A 20,863-nucleotide genomic window follows, 5' to 3' on the forward strand; every position below is an offset into this window, starting at 1 on the left:
GACACCTCCCGCGCCTCGCCGGCGCGATGCTCGCCTTCCCCCTGCTGTTCACCTCGGCCGCCATGGCCGAAACCCATCCGGGCCAGGAACAGCTCGTCCGCGAAGTCGCGAAGGACACCGGCAAGAGCAAGGCCTCGCTGAATTCGCTGCTCGATGGCGCGAAGAAGCAGCAGGCCATCCTCGACGCCATCAGCCGGCCCGCGGAAGGCAAGCCCTGGCGCGATTACCGCCCGATCTTTCTCACGGAACAGCGCATCCAGGCCGGCGCGGACTTCTACCGCGAACATCGCCAGTTGCTCGACGGGATCGGCCGCACGTACGGCGTGCCGCCGGAATACATCGTCGCCATCGTCGGCGTGGAAACCTTCTATGGCCGCAACACCGGCAAGTGGAAGGTGATCGACGCGCTGACGACGCTCGCGTTCTATTACCCGAAGCGCGCGCCGTTCTTCCGCGAACAGCTGAAGGTGCTGCTCGAGCTGCCGCAGAACCACCTCGGCGGTCCGCTCGACACGCTCACCGGCTCGTACGCCGGCGCGCAGGGCTGGGGCCAGTTCATGCCCTCGTCGATCCGCGATTGGGGCGTCGACTACGACCACGACGGCCATATCGACATGAAGGGCTCGATGGGCGACATCTTCGCCAGCGTCGCGAACTACTTCAAGGAACACGGCTGGGAAACCGGCGGTCCCGTCGCCACGCGCGCGCAGCCGGACCGTCGCGCCGTCGCGCCCGCCGTGCCGAAGGACTGGCGCCCGGTCGCGCCCGTCGAGGCCTTCGTCGCCGATGGCTTCGCGCCGCTGAAGCACGTCAATCCCGGTCGCGACGCGCAGCTCGTCCGCCTGGATGGCCCCACCGGCGACGAATACTGGTTCACGTTCCAGAACTTCTACGTCATCACCACCTACAACCGCAGCCCGATGTACGCCATGGCCGTCGACCAGCTGGCGCACGAGATCCGCGCCCGCGTGAACGGACCGGCCCCGCGATGAACACCCGGGGGGTGCCCGCGGCGAGCCCACCTTCGAAAGACCGTAGGAGCGCGCCTTGCGCGCGACAGCTCCTCGCGATCACGCAACAGGCCCCCGATCGCCGCGCGAAAAGCTGTCGCGCGCAGGGCGCGCTCCTACGGGTGCTGCTCATCGCACTCCTGCTCGGCCTCCTCACCGCCTGCGGCGGCAGCAAGAACACGCGCCCCGCATCGCGCGGCGGCAGCACATCGTCCCCCTCGCGCGGCGGCTACGACGACATCCGCAAGTCGCAGCGCTCGCGCTACCGCTCCAACGCGGACAGCGTGCCGACCGACGCGCCCGACGTCAGCAAGCTCCCCGAGCCGGTGCCGAAGGTCGAGCCCCGCGCGCTGTACGGCAACAAGTCGCCGTACTCCGTGCTCGGCCAGACGTACACCGTGCTGCCAAGCCCGCGCGGCTACGTCGAGCGCGGCATCGCGTCGTTCTATGGCAACAAGTTCCACGGCTACAAGACCTCGAGCCTCGAGGAATACGACATGTACCAGTTCTCGGCCGCGCACAAGACGCTGCCGCTGCCGAGCTACGCGCGTGTCACCAACCTCGAGACCGGCAAAAGCGTCATCGTCCGCATCAACGATCGCGGCCCGTTCCACGAAAACCGCATCATCGACCTCTCGTTCGTCGCCGCCGTGAAGATCGGCGTCTGGCCGAAGGGCACCGGGCTCGTGGAAGTGCGCGCGATCGATCCGTCCGACCCCGGCAGCGACCGCGGTGCGCCCTACGTGAACACGGCACCGAAACCCGCGCCCATCAGCGCGCCGCCGCCGCCCGCGCGGGTCGCGAGCGGCACGCCGGTGGGCGCCCGCACCATCGCCACGCCCGAGCGCGCCGTGAGCCGGCCGCCGTCCGATGCCATCGCGGCCCCCGTGGGCAGCGCCCCGGTCGCGGCGGCCCCGAGCGCGCGTCCCGCCGCCGCCGATCCGGAAGCCGACGATCACGTCCCGGGCATGACCGGCATCTCACCCGCCGAAGCGCTGCCGCCGCTCGCCAGCGCCGGCAACGGCGTCGCGTCCGCGCCGGCCGGCAAGCCGGCCTCCCAGGCCTCCCCGCGTCCCACGATCACGGCCCCCGTCGCGGGCAAGCCCAGCATCTACCTCCAGGTCGGCGCCTTCTCCGACGCGGTCAACGCGAACCGCGTGGCCGACCGGCTGAACCAGGCCGGCCTCGGCCCGGTCAGTGTGGTGGAGGCCACCATCGGTGGCCGCAGCGTGCGCCGGGTCCGCGTGGGCCCGCTCGCCGACGTGGACACCGCCGACCGCGTCACCGACCAGATCGCCGGCATGGGCCTGCCAAGGCCCTCCGTCGCGGTAGACTGACCTCCTTTTTTGTTGCTTTGACTGGACCGCTGAAACGATGAAGCTCTTCCCTCGCTCCCTGTTCGCTTTCGCCGCCGCCGCGCTCGTCGCGGGCGTGACCGTGGCGCAGCAGACGCCTCCGCGTCCCGCCCCCGTGCCGCGTCCGGTGGTGCCCGAGGCACCGGTGCCGCCGCCGCCGGACGTCGAAGGCAAGAGCTGGGTGCTGATGGACTACAACACCGGGCAGATCATCGCCTCGAAGGATCCGGACGTGCAGCTCGAGCCGGCCTCGATCACCAAGGTGATGACCGACTACGTCGTCTCCGCCGAGATCGGCAACGGCAAGATCCACATGACCGATCCGGTCACGATCAGCGAGAACGCCTGGCGCGGCGGCGGCGCGGGCACCGACGGCTCCACCAGCTTCCTGAAGCTCAACAGCCAGGTGCCGCTGAAGGACCTGCTCTACGGCATGATCATCCAGTCGGGCAACGACGCCGCCATCGCGCTCGCCGAGCACACGGCCGGTTCCGAGCCGGCGTTCGCGAACCTGATGAACGCGTACGCCAAGCAGCTGGGCATGACCCATTCGCAGTTCCAGAACGCGTCCGGCTACCCGGTGGCGAACCACTACACGACCGCCCGCGACATCGCGATCCTGTCGCGCGCGCTGATCCACGACTTCCCCGAGGACTACGCGATCTCGGCGGTGAAGGAATTCGAGTGGAACGGCATCAAGCAGCACAACCGTAACCTGTTGCTGTGGCGCGACAACACCGTCGACGGCATCAAGACCGGCCACACCGCCGCCGCCGGCTACTGCCTCGCCGCCTCGGCGAAGCAGGGCGACGCGCGCATGATCGCCATCATCATGGGCGCCGGCAGCGAGAAGGGCCGCGCCGACGCCGCGCTGGCGCTGCTCAACTATGGTTTCCGCTTCTACGAATCGCACAAGCTCTACGAAGCCAACAAGCCGCTGGCCACGCCGAAGCTGTGGAAGGGCGCGGAGAACACCCTCCCGCTCGGCCTGACGGAAGACGCCATGGTCTCGGTCAAGCGCGGCGACTACGACAAGCTCAAGGCCAACCTCGACATCCCGACGACCCTGATCGCCCCGTTCAAGAAGGGCCAGCAGGTCGGCACGCTGCGCGTGACCCTCGACGACCAGCCGGTGTTCACCGCGCCGCTCGTCGCCCTGGCCGACGCGCCGGAAGGCGGCTTCTTCTCGCGCCTGTGGGACACGATCATGCTGTGGTTCCACAGCGACGGCGACAAGAAGTAAGAGGATTACGCTCATGCGCGAGATCGACTTCAGCGAAGCGCAGAAGGACGGCAAGGGCTTCCAGTTCCCGGGCGAGTTCGAGATCACCGCGATCGGCAACGCCAACGCGGGACTCGAGAAGCACGTGCCGTTCCTGCTCCATGGCATCGGTCTCGAGGTGCTCCACGAGACCCTGTCGACCAAGCTCACCCCGGCCGGCAACTACCAGTCGGTCACCGTGAGCTTCGTCGCGCCGACCCGCGAGAAATACCTCGAGGCGCACAGCACCCTGCGCGCCGACGCGAACATCCGTTTCACCATGTAGCCGTCCGGCCCCCGTAGGAGCGCGCCCTGCGCGCGACATCTTTTCGCGAGAAGCCGCAGGGCCTGCGGCTCACGGCCCCAGAAGATGTCGCGCGCAAGGCGCGCTCCTACGGACCCCGGCGTCGAGCGGATCACGTCGGTCTTGTATCGTGGGCCCCACGCCCACAACTCCCCGACATCCCCCACGACCGCACCGCCATGACCCTCCCCCTCAACGTCCGCCGGCTGGGGCGCGTCCCCTACGAAGCCAGCTGGAAGGCCATGAGCGCCTTCACCGACAACCGCACCGACGACACCGTCGACGAGCTGTGGCTGCTGGAGCACGATCCCGTCTTCACCCTCGGCCAGGCCGGTCTCGACGAGCACGTGCTCTTCGCCGGCGACATCCCGGTGGTGCGCGTGGACCGCGGCGGGCAGGTCACCTACCACGGGCCCGGCCAGATCGTGGCCTACCCGATGATCGACCTGCGGCGCACCGGGGTGGGCGTGCGCGAGCTGGTCAACCGGATCGAGCAGGCCCTGATCGACACCCTCGGCGAGTGGAATATCGGCGCGGAGCGCCGCGAGGGCGCCCCCGGCGTCTACGTCGCGGACGCCAAGGTCGCGGCCCTCGGCCTGCGCATCCGGCGGGGCTGCAGCTTCCACGGCCTGGCCTTCAACGTGGACATGGACCTCGAGCCCTACCACCGCATCAATCCCTGCGGGTACAAGGGTTTGGAAGTCACCCAGGTGGTAGACTTGGGCGGTCCGTCGCGACTGGCAGACGTGGAAGACGTCCTGGTTCAGGAATTCTGCAAGCAATTCGGCTTCCACGCCGTGCCCGCCGATCCCATTCTCCCCGAACTCCCCGCGCGCCTTGCGGTCTGAGGCTTCACAGACGTTATGACCCAGACTTCCGCCACCCCCCTTCGCAGCATCCCGATTGCCGTGGTCGACAAGCCCGGCGAGAAGATGCTCGGCAACGACAAGATCGGGCTCAACCGCGCGAGCTTCGACAGCACGCAGCCGGCGTTGCGCAAGCCCGGCTGGATCCGCGTGCGCCTGCCGCAGGGCAACGCGGTGCAGGAGCTCAAGGCCCGCCTGCGCGAGAACTCGCTCGTCACCGTGTGCGAAGAGGCCTCGTGCCCGAACATCCACGAGTGCTTCTCCAAGGGCACCGCCACCTTCATGATCCTCGGCGAGGTCTGCACCCGCCGCTGCTCGTTCTGCGACGTGGCCCACGGCCGCCCGCTGGCGCCGGATCCGCTGGAACCGGCGCGCCTGGCCGAGACCATCCGCGACATGCGCCTGCGCTACGTGGTGATCACCTCGGTCGACCGCGACGACCTGCGCGACGGCGGCGCCGAGCATTTCGCCTCGTGCATCCGCGCGGTGCGCCACGCGAGCCCGGACATCCGCATCGAGATCCTCACCCCGGATTTCCGCGGCAAGGGCCGCATGGAGCGCGCGCTGGACGTCCTCAAGGATTTCCCGCCGGACGTCTTCAACCACAACCTGGAAACGGTCCCGCACCTGTACCGCGAGGTCCGCCCGGGCGCCGACTACCAGTGGTCGCTGGATCTGCTCAAGCGCTTCAAGGCCCAGCACCCGACCGTCCCGACCAAGTCCGGCATCATGCTCGGCCTCGGCGAGACCCTCGAGCAGGTCCTGGAGACCATGCGCGATCTACGCGCCCATGACGTCGACATGATCACCATCGGCCAGTACCTGCAGCCGACGGCGCATCACCACCCGGTGGTCCGTTACTGGACGCCGGACGAATTCGATGCGCTGCGCGTCGCAGGCGAGGAGATGGGCTTCTCCCATGTCGCTTCCGGCCCGTTGGTGCGATCCTCCTACCATGCCGACCTGATGGCCCACGCCGCCGGCGTCGTCGAATAAACACGCTCCATCGCACTGAGGCTTCGATTACATGACTCTTCGCCCCGCGATCGCTCTCCTGCTGGCCCTCACGGCCGCGGGCGCCAACGCCCAGAACGCCGCGCCCGCGCCGATGCAGAAGCCGGGAGCGACCGAGCCCGCGACGAAGACGGCGCCCGCGCCGCAGCCGAAGGATGCCTCGGAAGCCGCGACCTCGCCCGAGCCGCAGCGCAAGGAGTCCAGCCTGCCGCTGAAGCCCACCGCCGCCGAGGCGCAGGCCTCGCAGCTGTCGGCGCGCTTCCTCACGCGCTTCCATTACCAGGCCCAGCCGCTCGACGACGCCATGTCGGCCAAGATCTACAAGGCCTACATCGAGTCGCTCGACAGCGAGAAAGTGTTCTTCACGCAGGAAGACCTCGCGAAGTTCGAACCGCTGAAGACGCAGTTCGACGACGCCATCTGGAACCAGGACCTCACCGGCCCGTTCTCGGTGTTCAACCTGTACATCACGCGCGCGGTCGACCGCATGAACTACGCGCGCGGTCTGCTCAAGCAGGGCTTCGACTTCAGCGGCAACGAGAGCTTCAACTTCGACCGCAAGAAGGCCGCCGCGCCGAAGAACCAGGCCGAGCTCGACGACGTGTGGCGCAAGCGCACGATGAACGACTGGCTGCGCCTGAAGCTCGCCGGCAAGAACGACGACGAGATCCGCAAGACGCTCGACAAGCGCTACGCCACCTACATCACGCGCGTGCGCCAGCTCGACGACGAAGACGCGACGCAGGCGTTCATGACCGCGTACGCGAACTCCACCGACCCGCACACCGACTACCTCGGCCCCCGCGCCGCCGACACCTTCGACATCGCCATGCGCCTGTCGCTGGAAGGCATCGGCGCGGTGCTGCAGGCGCGCGACGACTACACCACCATCCGCGAGCTCGTGCCCGGCGGCCCGGCCATCAAGTCCGGCAAGATGAAGCCCGGCGACCGCATCGTCGCGATCGGCCAGGGCGAGGCGGGCCCGATGGTCGACGTCGTCGGCTGGCGCCAGGACGACGTGGTCAAGCTCATCCGCGGCAAGAAGGACACCACCGTCCGCATCGAGATCCTCCCGGCCGATGCCGGCGTGGACGGCAAGCACGAGATCGTGACGCTCGTCCGCAAGAAGGTCACGATGGAAGAGCAGGCCGCCAAGTCGAAGGTCATCGACGTCAAGGACGGCGACGTCACGCGCAAGATCGGCGTGATCGAACTGCCCACGTTCTACCAGGACTTCGGCGCGCGCCGTAACGGCGACGCCAACTTCAAGAGCGCCACCCGCGACGTCTCCAAGCTGCTCACCGAACTGAAGGCGCAGAAGGTCGAAGGCGTCATCATGGACCTGCGCAACAACGGCGGCGGTTCGCTCAACGAAGCCACCGAACTCACCGGCCTGTTCATCGACACCGGCCCGGTGGTGCAGGTGCGCGACGCGCGCGGCCAGATCGACGCGCAGGGCGACGACGCACCTGGCATGGCGTGGGACGGTCCGATGGCCGTCATGGTCAATCGCGGCTCCGCCTCGGCATCCGAGATCTTCGCCGCCGCCATCCAGGATTACGGTCGCGGCCTCATCATCGGCGAGCCCACCTTCGGCAAGGGCACCGTGCAGAACCTTGTCGACCTCGACCGTTTCGGCAAGGCGACCACCGGCGAGGACGCCAAGTACGGCGAGCTCAAGATGACGATCGCGGAGTTCATCCGCATCAACGGCGACAGCACGCAGCTGCGTGGCGTCACGCCGGACATCCAGTTCCCGCAGAACGGCGACGCGAAGGAATTCGGCGAGTCGACCTACGACAATGCGTTGCCGTGGCGTCACATCGACCCGGCCGACTACAAGCCGGTGGCCGACCTCAAGCCGATCATCGGACCGCTCAACCAGAAGCACCAGGCGCGCGTCGCCACGTCGCCGGCGTGGAAGCTGATGCTCGACGAGCTGAAGCAATACCAGACGCTGCGCGACAAGACGGACATCTCGCTGAACTTCGCGGCCCGCCAGGCGGAGCGCAAGCAGTACGAGGCCATCCAGACCGATTTCCGCAACCGCCGCAAGGCGATCTTCGGCGGCGACGGCAGCCCGGGCGACACCGACGATGCCGCCACGTCCGACGACGGTCTCAACGCGAACGAGCGCAGCATCAAGTCCGAGATCAAGCAGGAGGCCGAGGCCAAGAAGGCGAAGGACACGCCGCTCGACGAGGCCGCCCACATCGTCGGCGACGAGGTGGCGTTGATCAAGGCGGACCCGAAGGTCGCCTCCGTCGTGCTGCCCTACGGCGGCCGCAAGATCGACGCACCGCAGACGGCCCAGGTGCCGCCCAAGCCGGCACCCGCCAGCAACCCGTAAGGCGAAAAGGCGCCGAAAGGCGCCTTTTTTTTGGTCGACGCCGCGGACATCGCCGATACGATCGGCGATCCCGCGAAGCGGGCACGCTCGCGGAGGACTCACCTACCGAAGGGGTGGGAGCCGATCGCATCGGCGATCCCCGCGCCAGCGGGCACGCTTGCGCCGATCCGCGGTACTGAACATTCACTTCGCCCCTGCTAGCCTCGACGCGCTTTTCCCAACGCTCAAAGGCAGGGCCATGACCGATTTCCTCGATCGCCTCGGCGTCGATCACGCCATGCGCGTGCTGATCATCACCTACTCGATCCGCATCGGCCTCGCGCTGCTGGTTCTCTTCGTCGGCTTCTGGATCGCCGCGCGCCTCGCCAACTTCGGTCGCCGCGCACTCGAACGCGCACGCGTCGACGTCACGCTCGCCGGCTTCCTGCGCAACATCATCTACGGCATCCTCATCGCACTGCTGCTGATCCAGGTGCTCGGGATGGCGGGCGTGCCCACCGCCTCGTTCATCGCCGCGATCGGCGCCGCCGGCCTCGCCATCGGCCTCGCCCTCAACAGCTCGCTGTCGAACCTCGCATGGGGTGTCCTGCTGATCCTCTTCCGCCCATTCCGTGTCGGCGATTACGTCACGGTCGGCGGCGTGGACGGCACGGTGGAAAGCGTCAACCTGATGCACACGTACCTGATCACGCCCGACAACCGCCAGGCGGTCGTGCCGAACGCGAAGGTCGGTGGCGATGCGATCATCAACTACAACGTCCGCGGCACGCGCCGTTTCGAACTCAAGGTCGGCATCGGCTACGGCGACGACATCGGCAAGGCCATGCAGGTGGTGCGCGACCTCTTCGCCGCCGACCCGCGCATCCTCAAGGATCCCGCGCCGGGCGTGTGGACCGAAGCCCTGGGCGACTCCAGCGTCAACCTCGTCATCCGCGGCTGGACCACCACCGGCGACATGTGGGAAACGCAGACCACGTTGCTCCGGGGCATCAAGGAGCGCTTCGACGAGAACGGCATCACCATCCCGTACCCGCAGAGCGAGATCCGCGTGGTGGGAGCGACGCCGGACGCCGAGCGGAATCCCCTCAAGCCATCCTGACACCAGGCTCTGGCGACCCCTGCTGCGTGGGGATCGCCGATGCGATCGGCTCCCACCCTCCGGTAGCCGTCTCCTCGCAGGCCCCCTACCGAAGGGTGGGAGCCGATCGCATCGGCGATCCCGCGCAGCGGACACGCTCGCGAGCGACGGCGGGGACCGACCACCCCATCCACCCAAACAACCGTTTGAATCGAGGAAAAACGGGACCCGCCAGCCTCCCGAGGGATTACAATCGACCGGTTGCGCCGCAGCATGGCGCGCTCCCATCCCCCGCCCGCGGGTCCGTCCGCCCGCAAGCGTCTGTTTTCAGGAGGTTCCATGGCCGACGTCAAAGAAGCCCTCGTCCCCGATATCGGTGGCAAACCCGTCCCCGTCATCGAAATCATGGTCAAGGTCGGCGATCGCGTCGAAAAGGACCAGAGCCTGGTCACGCTCGAGTCCGACAAGGCCACCATGGAAGTGCCGGCGCCGTTCGCGGGCGTCATCAAGGAACTGAAGGTCAAGGTCGGCGACGAAGTCGACGAAGGCGCGGTGATCGCGCTGGTCGAAGCCGAGGGCGACGCCCCGGCCGCCGCCGCGCCGAAGGCCGAAGCACCCAAGGCCGAGGCCCCGAAGGCCGCGGCACCCGCGCCGGCACCGGCCGCCGCCAAGGCGCCGTCGGCGTCGAAGTCGTCCGGCCCGGTCGAGGTCAAGGTTCCCGACATCGGCGGAAAGCCCGTGCCGATCATCGAGATCATGGTCAAGGCCGGCGATCGCGTCGAGAAGGACCAGAGCCTCATGACGCTCGAGTCCGACAAGGCCACGATGGACATCCCGGCGCCCGCCGCGGGCGTCATCAAGGAACTGAAGGTCAAGGTCGGCGACGAGGTCAACGACGACGACGTCATCGCGATCCTTGAAGGCGAGGGCGCTGCCGACGACACGCAGCCTGCGCCGTCCGCGGACAAGCCCGGTATCTCGGAAGCCCCGGCCGAGGCGCCGCAGCGCGCCGCCGCCGCCGCGGCACCGGCGCCGTCGAAGACCGCGGAAGCCCCGGCCGGCGGCGCGCCGCGCACGCCGCCGGTGTCGTTCGACGCCAGCACGATCATGCCGGAGAACGCCCCCTACGCCAGCCCGGCCGTGCGTGCCTTCGCGCGCGAGCTCGGCGTCGACGTCGCCCAGGTCAAGGGCAGCGGTCGCGGCGGCCGCATCCAGCGCGACGACGTCGCCGCCTACGTGAAGCAGGTGATGACCTCCGCCGGCTCGCCGGCCAGGGGCGGTGCCGTCGCCGGCGGCAACGGCCTCAGCCTGCTGCCGTGGCCGAAGGTCGACTTCTCGAAATTCGGCGAGATCGAAGAGCGTCCGCTGGGCCGCATCCCGAAGATCTCCGCCGCGAACCTCGCCCGCAACTGGGCCATGATCCCGCACGTCACGCAGTTCGAGGACGCGGACATCACCGAGCTCGAAGCCTTCCGCAAGAAGCTCGGCGAGGAGAACAAGGATCTGAAGGTCACCCCGCTGGTCTTCCAGATCAAGGCGGTGGTCGCGGCGCTGAAGAAATTCCCCACGTTCAACGCGTCGCTCGACGCGGCGGGTGAAGTGCTGACGCTGAAGAAGTACTACAACATCGGCATCGCCGTGGACACGCCGGACGGCCTCGTCGTGCCGGTGATCCGCGACGCCGACAAGAAGGGCCTGCTCGAGCTCGCCGCCGAACTGGGCGAGATCTCGAAGAAGGCGCGTGACAAGAAGCTCACCGCCGCCGACATGTCGGGCGGCTGCTTCTCGATCTCCTCGCTCGGCGGCATCGGCGGCACGGCGTTCACGCCGATCGTCAACGCGCCGGAAGTCGCGATCCTCGGCGTGTCGAAGGCCGCGATGAAGCCCGTGTGGAACGGCAAGGAATTCGCGCCGCGCCTGATGCTGCCGCTGTCGCTGTCGTACGACCACCGCGTCATCGACGGCGCGCTCGCCGCGCGCTTCGCCGTGTACCTGGCCCAGCAGCTCGGCGACATCCGTCGCCTGTTGCTCTGACGGAGGCACGCACATGGCTAACACGATCGAACTGAAGGTTCCCGATCTCGGCGGCTCGCACGATGTGCCGGTCATCGAGATCCTGGTGAAGGTCGGCGACACCGTCGCCAAGGACCAGAGCCTGGTCACGCTGGAATCCGACAAGGCCACGATGGACGTGCCCGCCTCGCAGGGCGGCCGGATCGTCGAGATCAAGGTCAAGATCGGCGACGAACTCAACGACGGCAGCGTCATCGCGCTGATCGAAGCCGAAGGCGCCGACGCGCCGGTGGCGGAGAAGGTCGTCGGACAGTCCGTCACGAAGGACGCGCCGCCCCCGGCCGCTCCGTCGCCCGCTCCGGCGCCGCCGAAGCCGGCCACGCCGGTCGCCGCACCCAAGGCGGGCAGCGACAGCGGCCGCAAGGCCGACATCGAATGCGACCTCGTCGTGCTCGGCTCGGGCCCGGGTGGCTACACGGCCGCGTTCCGCGGCGCGGACATCGGCCTCGACACCGTGCTTGTCGAGCGCTACGCGTCGCTCGGCGGCGTCTGCCTCAACGTGGGCTGCATTCCGTCGAAGGCGCTGCTGCACGCCGCGGCCGTCATCGACGAAGCCGCGCACATGGAAGCGCATGGCATCACGTTCGGCGCGCCGTCCATCGACCTCGACAAGCTGCGTTCCTTCAAGGAGAAGGTGGTCGGCAAGCTCACCGGCGGCCTCGCGCAGATGGCCAAGGCCCGCAAGGTCCGCACCGTCACGGGCGTGGGCGCGTTCGTCTCGCCGTACGAGATGGAAGTCCAGACGGCCGAAGGCACGAAGCTCATCCGCTTCAGGAACGCGGTGATCGCGGCCGGTTCGCAGTCCGTCAAGCTGCCGTCGTTCCCGTGGGACGACGAGCGCGTCATCGATTCCACCGGCGCGCTCGAACTGCGCGACGTGCCGAAGAAGCTGCTCGTCGTCGGCGGCGGCATCATCGGCCTGGAAATGGCCACCGTCTACGCGGGCCTCGGTTCCGAGGTCACCGTCGTCGAACTCGCCGACCAGCTGATCCCCGGCGCGGACGCCGACCTGATCAAGCCGCTGCAGCAGCGCATCGCCAAGCGGTACAAGGGCATCCACCTCAAGACGAAGGTGGTCGAGGCGAAGGCGACCAAGAAGGGCATCGAGGTCACGTTCGACGGCGAGAGCATCCCGGACACGAAGCTCTTCGATCGCGTGCTCGTCTCCGTCGGCCGCTCGCCGAACGGCGCCAAGGTCGGCGCGGACAAGGCCGGCGTGGAAGTCACCGATCGCGGCTTCATCCCGGTCGACCGGCAGATGCGCACCAACGTGCCGCACATCTTCGCCATCGGCGACCTCGTCGGCCAGCCGATGCTGGCGCACAAGGCCACGCACGAAGCCAAGGTGGCCGCCGAAGCCGCCGCGGGACAGAAGAGCTTCTTCGACGCGCGCGTCATCCCGTCGGTCGCGTACACCGATCCGGAAATCGCCTGGGTCGGCGTCACCGAGCGCGAAGCGAAGGAGAAGGGCCTGAAGGTCGGCGTCGGCAAGTTCCCCTGGGCGGCTTCCGGTCGCGCCATCGGCATCGACCGCACCGAAGGCTTCACCAAGCTCATCTTCGACGAGGAAACCCATCGCATCGTCGGCGCCGGCATCGTCGGCCCGCACGCGGGCGACCTCATCTCGGAACTCGCGCTCGCCATCGAAATGGGCGCCGAAGCCGGCGACATCGGCCGCACCGTCCACCCGCACCCCACGCTCGGCGAATCCGTCGGCATGGCGGCCGAGGTGTACGAGGGCACGATCACCGATCTGTACATTCCGAAGAAGAAATAAGACATCCGCGCAGGGCGCGCTCCTCCCGTAGGAGCGCGCCCTGCGCGCGACATCTTTTGAGGCCAGACGCAACAGGCCCCTGCTCCTGCGATTCCGCGCTCCGTCCGGGCATCAGATCCAGACGGCATTCCAATACGGATAATCGCCGACCCGCGCCACCAGACCGGCCCGCACGGGGTTCGCGATGACATACCTCGCCGCGGCTTTCACGTCGTCGTCCTCGCGAATCGCCCTGTCATGGAAGGCGCGTTGCCACACCGGCGAGACGCGGCCTTCCGCCCGAAGCGCCTTGGTAACGCGCGATTTCATCGCTTCCACCACCTTGGGAAGTTCGCTCTCGCGAAGGTGGATGAGCCCATGCCAATGGTCGGGCATCAGTACCCAGGCGAGGCAGCTGGCATCTCTCCAGGACCGTTCCGAATGAATCGTCCGGCACGCGGCCCGCGCGGCCCGGTGATTCCGAAACAGCGGTGCCCGATTCCACGTGCACGTGGTAACGAGATAGATCCGTCCGGGCTCCGATGTCCGGCCGATACGCAGCGCTGATTGCCCGGGGTGGATGATCATTCCGGCGATCATGTCTCCCGGCCCCATCCGCGAGAAGCGGTCACGGCCGCATCGGCGCGTCGGCCCGCAACGCCGATGTAGGAGCGCGCCCTGCGCGCGACATCTTTTGAGGCTGTGAGCCACAGGTCCTGTGACTCCTCGCGAAAACATGTCGCGCGCAGGGCGCGCTCCTACGACGAGGCGCCGGCATCTCGCACCAAGCCCTCGCTTATGGCATCGTCGGCGGATGCCAGCACCCCAGCCAGCCCACTACTTCCGTCGTCTCGGCATCTGGGATGCCGCGATGATCGTCATCGGCGGTGTCATCGGCGGGGGCATCTTCCGCACGCCGGCCACCGTCGCGCAGCTCACCAGTTCCGGCACCGAAGTCATCGTGCTGTGGACGCTCGGCGGCCTGCTCACCCTCGCGGGTGTCCTCTGCTACGCGGAACTCGGCGCCAGGCGGCCCCAGGCCGGCGGCACCTACGTCTACCTGCGCGAGGCGTTCGGCCAGCTTCCGGCCTTCCTCTTCGGCTGGACGATGGCGCTCATCAACTACCCCGGCAGCGTCGCCGCCGTCGCGACCACGTTCGCCGACTACGCGTGCCGCGCCATCGGCCTCCCGCACGAATGGGTGAAGCCGTTCGCCGTGGGCGCGATCACGTTCATCGTCACGGTGAATCTCTTCGGCATTCGCGCCGGTGCCCTGGTGCAGAACATCTTCACCGTGCTGAAGCTTGGCGCGGTCGCATTGCTCATCGTCGTCGGCCTGTACCTCGCGCGCGGTCATCTCGGCGCGGCGTTCGTCGCCGATCCCACGAACGACGTGCCCGCCAGCACCATCATCGGTGCGCTGCTCCCGGCGCTCTTCGCTTACGGCGGCTTCCACTACCTCAACGATCTGGCCGGCGAAGTCCGCGATCCGCAGCGAACGCTGCCGCGCGCGCTCGGCCTCGGCATGGCGAGCGTCGTGGTCTGCTACGTGCTGGTCAACATCGCGTACATGGCCGGCCTCGGTCACGCCGGACTCGCCGCGAGCACGGCGCCCGCCGCCGACCTCATGCGCCGCGTCTTCGGCGAATCGGGCGCCACGGTCATCGCGGTCGGCATCGCGTGCTCCACCTTCGGTTATTGCAGCATCGCCATCGCGGGCGGCGCGCGCGTGCTGCAGGTGATGAGCGCCGATGGAATGTTCTTCCGGCCGATCGCGAAGATCGAGCCGCGCACGGGCGCACCGCAGTTCGCGCTGGTGGCGCTCGGCGGCTGGGCGATCGTGCTGATCCTCTCCGGCAGCTTCAACGCGCTGCTCAATTACACGACCGTCGGCGAGTGGCTGTCGCACGCCTTCGGCATCGCGACCATCTTCTGGTATCGCAAGAAGCTGCGGTCGGAGCCGTCGCCGTACCTGGTGCCCGGGTACCCATGGCTGCCGATGGTGTTCTCCACGACGGTGCTCTGCGTGATCGCGGCCACGGCGATCGCGGCGCCTGGCGATGCCGGCATGAGTCTGGTGATCATCGCCCTTGGCGTGCCGGTGTACTACCTGTGGCGCCGGAAGTCGGTCGCTCGCTGATCGCATCGAGTGACGATTCACCCGCGCCGTGCGACAGTCCCCTCATGCGCACCTTCATCTTGCTCGTCATCGGCAGTTTCGTAGGCACCGCCCAGGCGACCGCGATCGACTTCGCGCGTCCCGACGCCACGGTGCGCGTCGCGACGACCAACGCGACGCTCGACCCCACGATCCGCAAGACCGCCACCGGCGAGGCCCTCGTCGCCGCCACCTTCAACCCGTCGCCCAGCCCCGCGCTGACGCTCACGCCGACGCAAGGCGCCTGGCACTGGACCGCGAACGGCACGATGCGTCTGCGCGTGCAGAACGGCATGCCGTGGCCCGTGACGCTGACGATCGATGTCGCTTCCGGCGACAAACACCTCAAGGCGACGGTCGGCCTGCCGCCGGGCCCGCCGCAGACGCTGTCGCTTCCGCTGCACGCCACCTCGCCGCGCGCCTTCGGCATGCACGCCGGTCCGCCGATGCCATTCGACGACGGCACCACCCGGCGTCTCGTCGCCACCACCGTCGACGGCGCCATCGATGCGAACGCGATCACGCGCGTGACGTTCGCCATGCCGCAGCCAGGCGCGCCGCAGACGCTGCTCTTCGGCACGCTCGACGATGTCGCGGGCGACGACGATCTGCGCCGCGCATATACCGGCATCGTCGACCGCTACGGCCAGTTCACCCGCGCGACCTGGCCGGAGAAGATCGCCGACGACGCCGCGCTGAAGCAGCGCGCCAACGCGGCGTCCGCCGCGACGCCCGCGGCCAACCTCGATCGCTATGGCGGCCGCACCGACCTTCCCGCCATGCAGGCGACCGGCTGGTTCCGCACCCAGAAGCAGGGCGATCGCTGGTGGCTCGTGACCCCCGAAGGCCATGCCTTCTTCTCGCTTGGCGTCAACGCGGTGAACCTCACCGACGGACGCACTTACGTGCAGGGCCGCGAGTTCATGTTCACCGCGCCGCCGAAAGCGGGCGCCCCGCACACCGGTAGCGCCGACAGCCGCAGCGACCAGGGCTCGCAACGCGACATCGGCATGAATCACGGCCTGTGGTGGGACATCTATGCCACCAACGTCGCCCGTTCCCTCGGCGACGATGCGAACGCCGCGTGGCGTCGGCGCACGGTGGATCGCCTGAAGCGCTGGCGCTTCAACACGCTCGGCAACTGGAGCGATCCCGCGTTCGCCGGCGACCACCGCATCGCCTACACCGTGCCCATCCTGATCGTCGGCAGCTACAACACCGTCGCCACCGGCTTCGATTACTGGGGCCGCATGCCCGATCCCTTCGATCCGAAGTTCGCCGCGGCGACCGACGCCGCCGTGGCGAAGGCGACGAAGGGCGTGCGCGACGATCCCTGGCTGCTCGGCTACTTCGCCGACAACGAACTCGCGTGGGCGGGGCAGGGGCCGCAAGGCCGCTGGGCGCTGGCGGCCGGAAGCCTCGCGCAGGGTCCGGAAAGCCCCGCGAAACAGGCGTTCCTCGCTTACCTGAGGAAAACCCATGGCGACGCGGCCGCCTTCGCGAAGGCGTGGGGCGTCGTGGTCACGTCGTGGGATCAGGTGGCGGCGAGCGGGTTCAAGGCGCCGGATCCGAGCGAAGCGCACCCGGCGATCGCGGCCGACGACATCGCCTTCCTGAAGCTCTACGCAGGGAAGTACTTCGAGACGGTCGCGACGTCACTGAAGAAAGCCGATCCGCATCACCTCTTCCTCGGCGGACGCCTCGCCGTGCGCACGCCCGAAGTGGAGGAGGCGAGCGCCCGGTATGCCGACGTCACCAGCATCAACACGTACACCGACGTGCCCGAACACGGCTTCGACATCGCCGCGTTCCGCCGCTACGACAAGCCCGCGATGATCACCGAGTTCCACTTCGGCTCGTCGGATCGCGGCCCGTTCGGCAACGGCGTCGCCGCGGTGGCCAGTGAAGAGGAGCGCGGCAAGGCCTACGCCCGCTTCGTCGACGCCGCCGTGGCGTCGGGCATCCTCGTCGGCACGCACTGGTTCCAGTACGTCGATCAGCCGGTGACGGGGCGTGTGCTGGACGGCGAGAACGCGCACATCGGGCTGGTCGGCATCACCGACATCCCGTTCGAGGGTTTCACGCGCTCCGTGACCGACACCAACGCCCGCGCGGGCGGTGGCTCAGGCGGCGGCCGATAGGCGAAGGCCGCCCTTGTCGCCGCGGGACATGTCGCGACCCAACGCGAACGCGATGGGCTCGGCGATGCCGACGATCGTGCTGATCGCCACATTCTGATTAACGGCGTAACTCATCGAAAACGCGATGCTGAAGTGCGTCGCGGCGAACTTGATCTTGCGGGCCATGGCGAGTCACCTCAATACGAATGACTCTCATTATGGGGTCGGCATCCGCCGAGTCCAATGGTTCTTCCCAATGGTGCCGATAGCCCGCCGCTATCGGTGCAGCGCGGTGCCGCCGATCATGGCGACCACCATCACCAGGGCCACCACCATGCAGGCGCTGGTCGGCTTCACGCGGCGGGCGTCGACGCGCGGCACGAGCCGCCAGATCAGCCAGACGCCGGCGAGCATGTCCAGCACCAGCGCGGCGCGCATCCAGGGCAGGGCGAAGACGGACTGGCCCACGGCCTGCCCATGCTGCGCGGCGATCACCAGGCCGCCCGTGAGCACCGCCAGCAGCATCCACAGCAGGCTGGCCAGGTAGACGCGGTTGAACACCACGGGCACCCGCTCGAGCCAGCGCAGGGCGAACCAGCCGATGACGGCGGGGACGACGGCGGCGGCGCTGGAATAGATCACCCACCAGATCGCGGCGGAAAGCAGGGTCAGGAGGGTCTGGGTCACGTCGGGTCTGTCAGTAGGACGGGCCGAACCGGCCGAGGGCCTTGCTCATCAGCCACGCAGGGCCGATCAGCAGGTACTGGAGGTCGGTGAGGAAGGACGGCCGGCGCCCTTCGATCCGGTGCCCGATGAATTGCCCGATCCACGCCACCACGAACACCACGACGGCCAGCCAGAGCAGGCCGCCGCTGCCGATGGCGCGGTAGAGCATGTCGGTGAACAGCGCCAGCACGATGAACGCCCCGGCCATGGCCAGGCCGATGCGCCGCGACAGGCGGAAATAGTAGAAACAGAAGGCCAGGAACATGGCGAGCACGGCCCAGAACCCAGGCCGGCCGAGCCAGCCGGGCACGGGGATCAGCCAGACGAAGGCGACCACCGTCCAGGTGATCGCCGGCACGCAGATCCAGTGGATCAGGCGATTGGTGGCGTTCTGGTGGTCGCGGCTGTAGTTGCCGAACCAGGTGGCTGCGTCGCGCATGGCGTCCCCTCCGTGCTGCCTTCGTTGCGCCAAGCTTAGTCCAGTCGGATGCCGGCCAGCTTGTCGAGCGCCTCGGCGTACTTCTCGGCGGTGCCGCCGATGACGTCGGCGGGCACCTTCGGCGCGGGCGGCGTCTTGTTCCAGCCGATGTGCTCCAGGTAATCGCGGACGAACTGCTTGTCGTAGCTGGGCGGGCTGATGCCCACCTGGTAGTCGTCGGCGGGCCAGAACCGTGAGGAGTCCGGGGTGAGCATCTCGTCCATGATGTGCAGCACGCCGTGCTCGTCCGTGCCGAATTCGAACTTGGTGTCCGCCACGATGATGCCGCGCTTCGCCGCGTATTCCGCCGCGAAGCGGTAGATCTCGAGCGTGGCGTCGCGCACGGCGTTCGCCAGATCGGCGCCCACGGCCGCCACCACGCTGTCGAAACTCACGTTCTCGTCGTGGTCGCCCACGGCCGCCTTCGTCGACGGGGTGAAGATCGGCTCCGGCAGCTTTTCCGCCTGCTGCAGACCGGGCGGCAGCGTGATGCCGCAGAGCGCGCCGGTGGCCTGGTAGTCCTTCCAGCCCGAACCGATGAGATAACCGCGCGCGATGGCTTCCACCGGCACCGGCTTGAGACGTTTCGTGATCACGGCGCGCTTCGCGTACAGCGCCGGGTCGACGCCCGCGGGAAGCACCGAGGCCACGTCCTCGCCGGTCAGGTGGTTCGGGATGATGTGCTTCGTCTTGTCGAACCAGAAGTTGGAGATCTGCGTCAGCATCTCGCCCTTGCCCGGGATCGGATCGGGCAGCACCACGTCGAACGCCGACAGCCGGTCCGTCGCCACCATCAGCAGGCGGTTGCCGGGCAGGGCGTAGACGTCGCGCACCTTGCCGCGGTGGATGAGCTCCAGGCCCGGCAGGTCGGATTGCGAAAGGGTGGTGGGCACGGCGAGGCTCCGGTGAGGCGGGGAATCCGCCCATTGTAGCGATCCGAAGCCATCCCGGCCCTGCCGCCCTCGCGCGAAGGCCTCCGTAGGAGCGCGCCCTGCGCGCGACATCGTTTCGCGAGGAGCCCAGGCACTGAAGCTCCTGGCCCCAGAACATGTCGCGCGCAGGGCGCGCTCCTACGCCGCAGGCGGACGGCGTCCGCCTGCTAGAATTCCCGATCAACGCCCCCATAGCTCGCCCATGCGCATCCTCACGACCGCGGCAATCGCCCTGGCCCTTTCCGTCCCTGTCCTCGCCGCGCCGCCTGCGAAGCCGGCGCGCCTCGGACTGTGCGCGGCCTGCCACGGCGAAGACGGCGTGGCGAAGATCCCCGGCGCGCCCAACCTCGCCGGGCAGAAACTCGACTACCTGCGCGAAGCGCTGCGCCAGTATCGCGACGGCCGCCGCGACATCCCCGTGATGCGCGCGGCGACCGGTCCCCTCACCGACGCGGAGCTCGACCAGCTCGCCCAGTGGTACTCCGCCCTGACCCCGCCCCGGGCCGCCCCATGAATTTCACCGCCACACTCATCGGCGCCGTCATCGGCATGTCGGTGACGCACAACCTGCTCGGCGCGCTCGTCGGCGGCATCCTCGGCTTCATGTTCGACGCCAGCCGCCAGCAGCGCCAGCGCACTCCGACCCAGGGCGGCTACGTCGCGCCGCTGTTCGCGCTGATCGGCGCGGTCGCCAAGGCCGACGGCCGCGTGTCCGAAGCCGAGATCGCCATCGCCGAACGGCTCATGGCGCGCATGGGCCTCGACCAGGACGCCCGCCGCGTCGCGATCGAAGCGTTCAATGAAGGCAAGCAGCCCGAATTCGACGCCGCGGCCGTGATCGACGAACTGCGCCAGTGGGTCGGCCACCGTCGCGACCACGCGTTCCCGGTGATCGACGTGGTGATCGAGACGGTGCTCGCCGAAGGCCAGCCGTCGCCGGAGAAGATGGCCATCCTGCGCCAGCTCGCCTTCGCGCTGCGCGTCAGCGACATGGAGCTGATGGCGCTCATGGCGATGAAGGGCTACGCCTGGAACGCCAGCGCCGGGGGCCGCTCCTACGGTGGCGGCCGCGCGAATGGCGGCGGCTACGTGCCCCCGCAGCGCAACCCGCAGGGCCCCGATCCCTACGCCGTGCTCGGCATCCAGCGCGATGCCGACGACCGCGCCATCAAGCGCGCGTACCGCAAGCTGATCTCCGAACACCACCCCGACCGCCTCGGCGATCTGCCCGAGGACATGCGCCGCCGCGCCGAAGCCCGCGCCAGCGAAATCAACGCGGCCTACGAGCGCGTCAAGGCGGAAAGAGGATTCAAGTAAGGCGGGGGTCCATGCCCGCACCATAGCTACCGGAGGGTGGGAGCCGATCGCATCGGCGATTCCGC

At 68.4% G+C, this 20,863-nt stretch carries 19 protein-coding genes; 14 read left to right on the top strand and 5 right to left on the bottom strand.

What is annotated here, in order from left to right:
• Positions 1–26 precede the first annotated feature (26 nt).
• The 10 genes from mltB to lpdA all read left to right on the top strand — a co-directional run bounded on the left by mltB (position 27) and on the right by lpdA (position 13,088).
• Positions 27–992: a lytic murein transglycosylase B gene (gene mltB, locus J2X58_RS17330; protein WP_310050105.1), complete on the top strand. Its 966-nt coding sequence runs from the start codon at positions 27–29 to the stop codon at positions 990–992.
• A 140-nt stretch (positions 993–1,132) separates the two neighbouring features.
• Positions 1,133–2,347: a septal ring lytic transglycosylase RlpA family protein gene (locus tag J2X58_RS17335; RefSeq protein ID WP_310049841.1), complete on the top strand. Its 1,215-nt coding sequence runs from the start codon at positions 1,133–1,135 to the stop codon at positions 2,345–2,347.
• Positions 2,348–2,384: 37 nt separating this feature from the next.
• The gene (locus J2X58_RS17340) at positions 2,385–3,608 is read left to right on the top strand and encodes a D-alanyl-D-alanine carboxypeptidase family protein (protein ID WP_090055467.1); all 1,224 of its coding nucleotides are present in this window, start codon (positions 2,385–2,387) and stop codon (positions 3,606–3,608) included.
• Positions 3,609–3,621: 13 nt separating this feature from the next.
• Positions 3,622–3,912 (top strand): DUF493 family protein, encoded by a 291-nt coding sequence (locus J2X58_RS17345; protein WP_090055462.1) that lies wholly within the window; start codon positions 3,622–3,624, stop codon positions 3,910–3,912.
• 197 nt (positions 3,913–4,109) lie between these two features.
• Positions 4,110–4,778 (top strand): lipoyl(octanoyl) transferase LipB, encoded by a 669-nt coding sequence (gene lipB / locus J2X58_RS17350; protein WP_090181200.1) that lies wholly within the window; start codon positions 4,110–4,112, stop codon positions 4,776–4,778.
• A gap of 15 nt (positions 4,779–4,793) precedes the next feature.
• The gene (gene lipA, locus J2X58_RS17355; protein ID WP_310049847.1) at positions 4,794–5,792 is read left to right on the top strand and encodes a lipoyl synthase; all 999 of its coding nucleotides are present in this window, start codon (positions 4,794–4,796) and stop codon (positions 5,790–5,792) included.
• A 31-nt stretch (positions 5,793–5,823) separates the two neighbouring features.
• Entirely contained in the window at positions 5,824–8,160 is a 2,337-nt protein-coding gene (locus J2X58_RS17360) for a carboxy terminal-processing peptidase (RefSeq protein WP_310049849.1), read from the top strand.
• A gap of 238 nt (positions 8,161–8,398) precedes the next feature.
• Positions 8,399–9,259 (top strand): mechanosensitive ion channel domain-containing protein, encoded by an 861-nt coding sequence (locus J2X58_RS17365; protein ID WP_310049851.1) that lies wholly within the window; start codon positions 8,399–8,401, stop codon positions 9,257–9,259.
• A gap of 318 nt (positions 9,260–9,577) precedes the next feature.
• Positions 9,578–11,272 carry a dihydrolipoyllysine-residue acetyltransferase gene (gene aceF, locus J2X58_RS17370; protein ID WP_310049854.1) on the top strand — a complete coding sequence of 565 codons (1,695 nt, stop codon included), beginning with the start codon at positions 9,578–9,580 and terminating at the stop codon, positions 11,270–11,272.
• 13 nt (positions 11,273–11,285) lie between these two features.
• A complete protein-coding gene (lpdA, locus tag J2X58_RS17375; RefSeq protein WP_310049857.1) occupies positions 11,286–13,088 on the top strand; it encodes a dihydrolipoyl dehydrogenase in 1,803 nt (600 codons plus the stop codon).
• Positions 13,089–13,199: 111 nt separating this feature from the next.
• Here the strand turns inward: lpdA and J2X58_RS17380 are convergent, their stop codons facing one another.
• On the bottom strand, positions 13,200–13,667 hold the full coding sequence (locus tag J2X58_RS17380) for a transposase (protein ID WP_310049859.1): 468 nt from the start codon (positions 13,665–13,667) through the stop codon (positions 13,200–13,202).
• 214 nt (positions 13,668–13,881) lie between these two features.
• On the opposite strand from J2X58_RS17380, the gene J2X58_RS17385 reads away from it, so the two are divergent.
• Positions 13,882–15,207 carry an amino acid permease gene (locus J2X58_RS17385; RefSeq protein ID WP_090055443.1) on the top strand — a complete coding sequence of 442 codons (1,326 nt, stop codon included), beginning with the start codon at positions 13,882–13,884 and terminating at the stop codon, positions 15,205–15,207.
• Positions 15,208–15,251: 44 nt separating this feature from the next.
• On the top strand, positions 15,252–17,366 hold the full coding sequence (locus J2X58_RS17390; protein WP_310049861.1) for a beta-agarase: 2,115 nt from the start codon (positions 15,252–15,254) through the stop codon (positions 17,364–17,366).
• On the opposite strand, the gene J2X58_RS17395 is transcribed toward J2X58_RS17390, so the two are convergent.
• The 4 genes from J2X58_RS17395 to J2X58_RS17410 form a co-directional block, all read right to left on the bottom strand.
• Positions 17,349–17,531: a DUF2061 domain-containing protein gene (locus tag J2X58_RS17395; RefSeq protein ID WP_090055440.1), complete on the bottom strand. Its 183-nt coding sequence runs from the start codon at positions 17,529–17,531 to the stop codon at positions 17,349–17,351. The genes J2X58_RS17390 and J2X58_RS17395 overlap by 18 nt on opposite strands.
• A 90-nt stretch (positions 17,532–17,621) precedes the next feature.
• The gene (locus J2X58_RS17400) at positions 17,622–18,032 is read right to left on the bottom strand and encodes a hypothetical protein (protein WP_090055437.1); all 411 of its coding nucleotides are present in this window, start codon (positions 18,030–18,032) and stop codon (positions 17,622–17,624) included.
• A gap of 10 nt (positions 18,033–18,042) precedes the next feature.
• On the bottom strand, positions 18,043–18,510 hold the full coding sequence (locus tag J2X58_RS17405) for an Mpo1-like protein (protein ID WP_310049865.1): 468 nt from the start codon (positions 18,508–18,510) through the stop codon (positions 18,043–18,045).
• A gap of 35 nt (positions 18,511–18,545) precedes the next feature.
• A complete protein-coding gene (locus J2X58_RS17410; RefSeq protein WP_310049868.1) occupies positions 18,546–19,442 on the bottom strand; it encodes a phosphoribosylaminoimidazolesuccinocarboxamide synthase in 897 nt (298 codons plus the stop codon).
• 241 nt (positions 19,443–19,683) lie between these two features.
• Here J2X58_RS17410 and J2X58_RS17415 point away from each other — a divergent pair, with 241 nt between their 5' ends.
• Together J2X58_RS17415 and djlA are read left to right on the top strand one after the other, a co-directional pair.
• Positions 19,684–19,995 carry a c-type cytochrome gene (locus J2X58_RS17415; protein WP_090055427.1) on the top strand — a complete coding sequence of 104 codons (312 nt, stop codon included), beginning with the start codon at positions 19,684–19,686 and terminating at the stop codon, positions 19,993–19,995.
• Positions 19,992–20,798 carry a co-chaperone DjlA gene (djlA, locus tag J2X58_RS17420; protein ID WP_090055424.1) on the top strand — a complete coding sequence of 269 codons (807 nt, stop codon included), beginning with the start codon at positions 19,992–19,994 and terminating at the stop codon, positions 20,796–20,798. The genes J2X58_RS17415 and djlA overlap by 4 nt, the downstream gene beginning before the upstream one ends.
• Positions 20,799–20,863 lie beyond the last annotated feature (65 nt).

The sequence above is a fragment of the Luteibacter sp. 3190 genome, from assembly GCF_031456385.1.
Lineage (GTDB): Bacteria > Pseudomonadota > Gammaproteobacteria > Xanthomonadales > Rhodanobacteraceae > Luteibacter.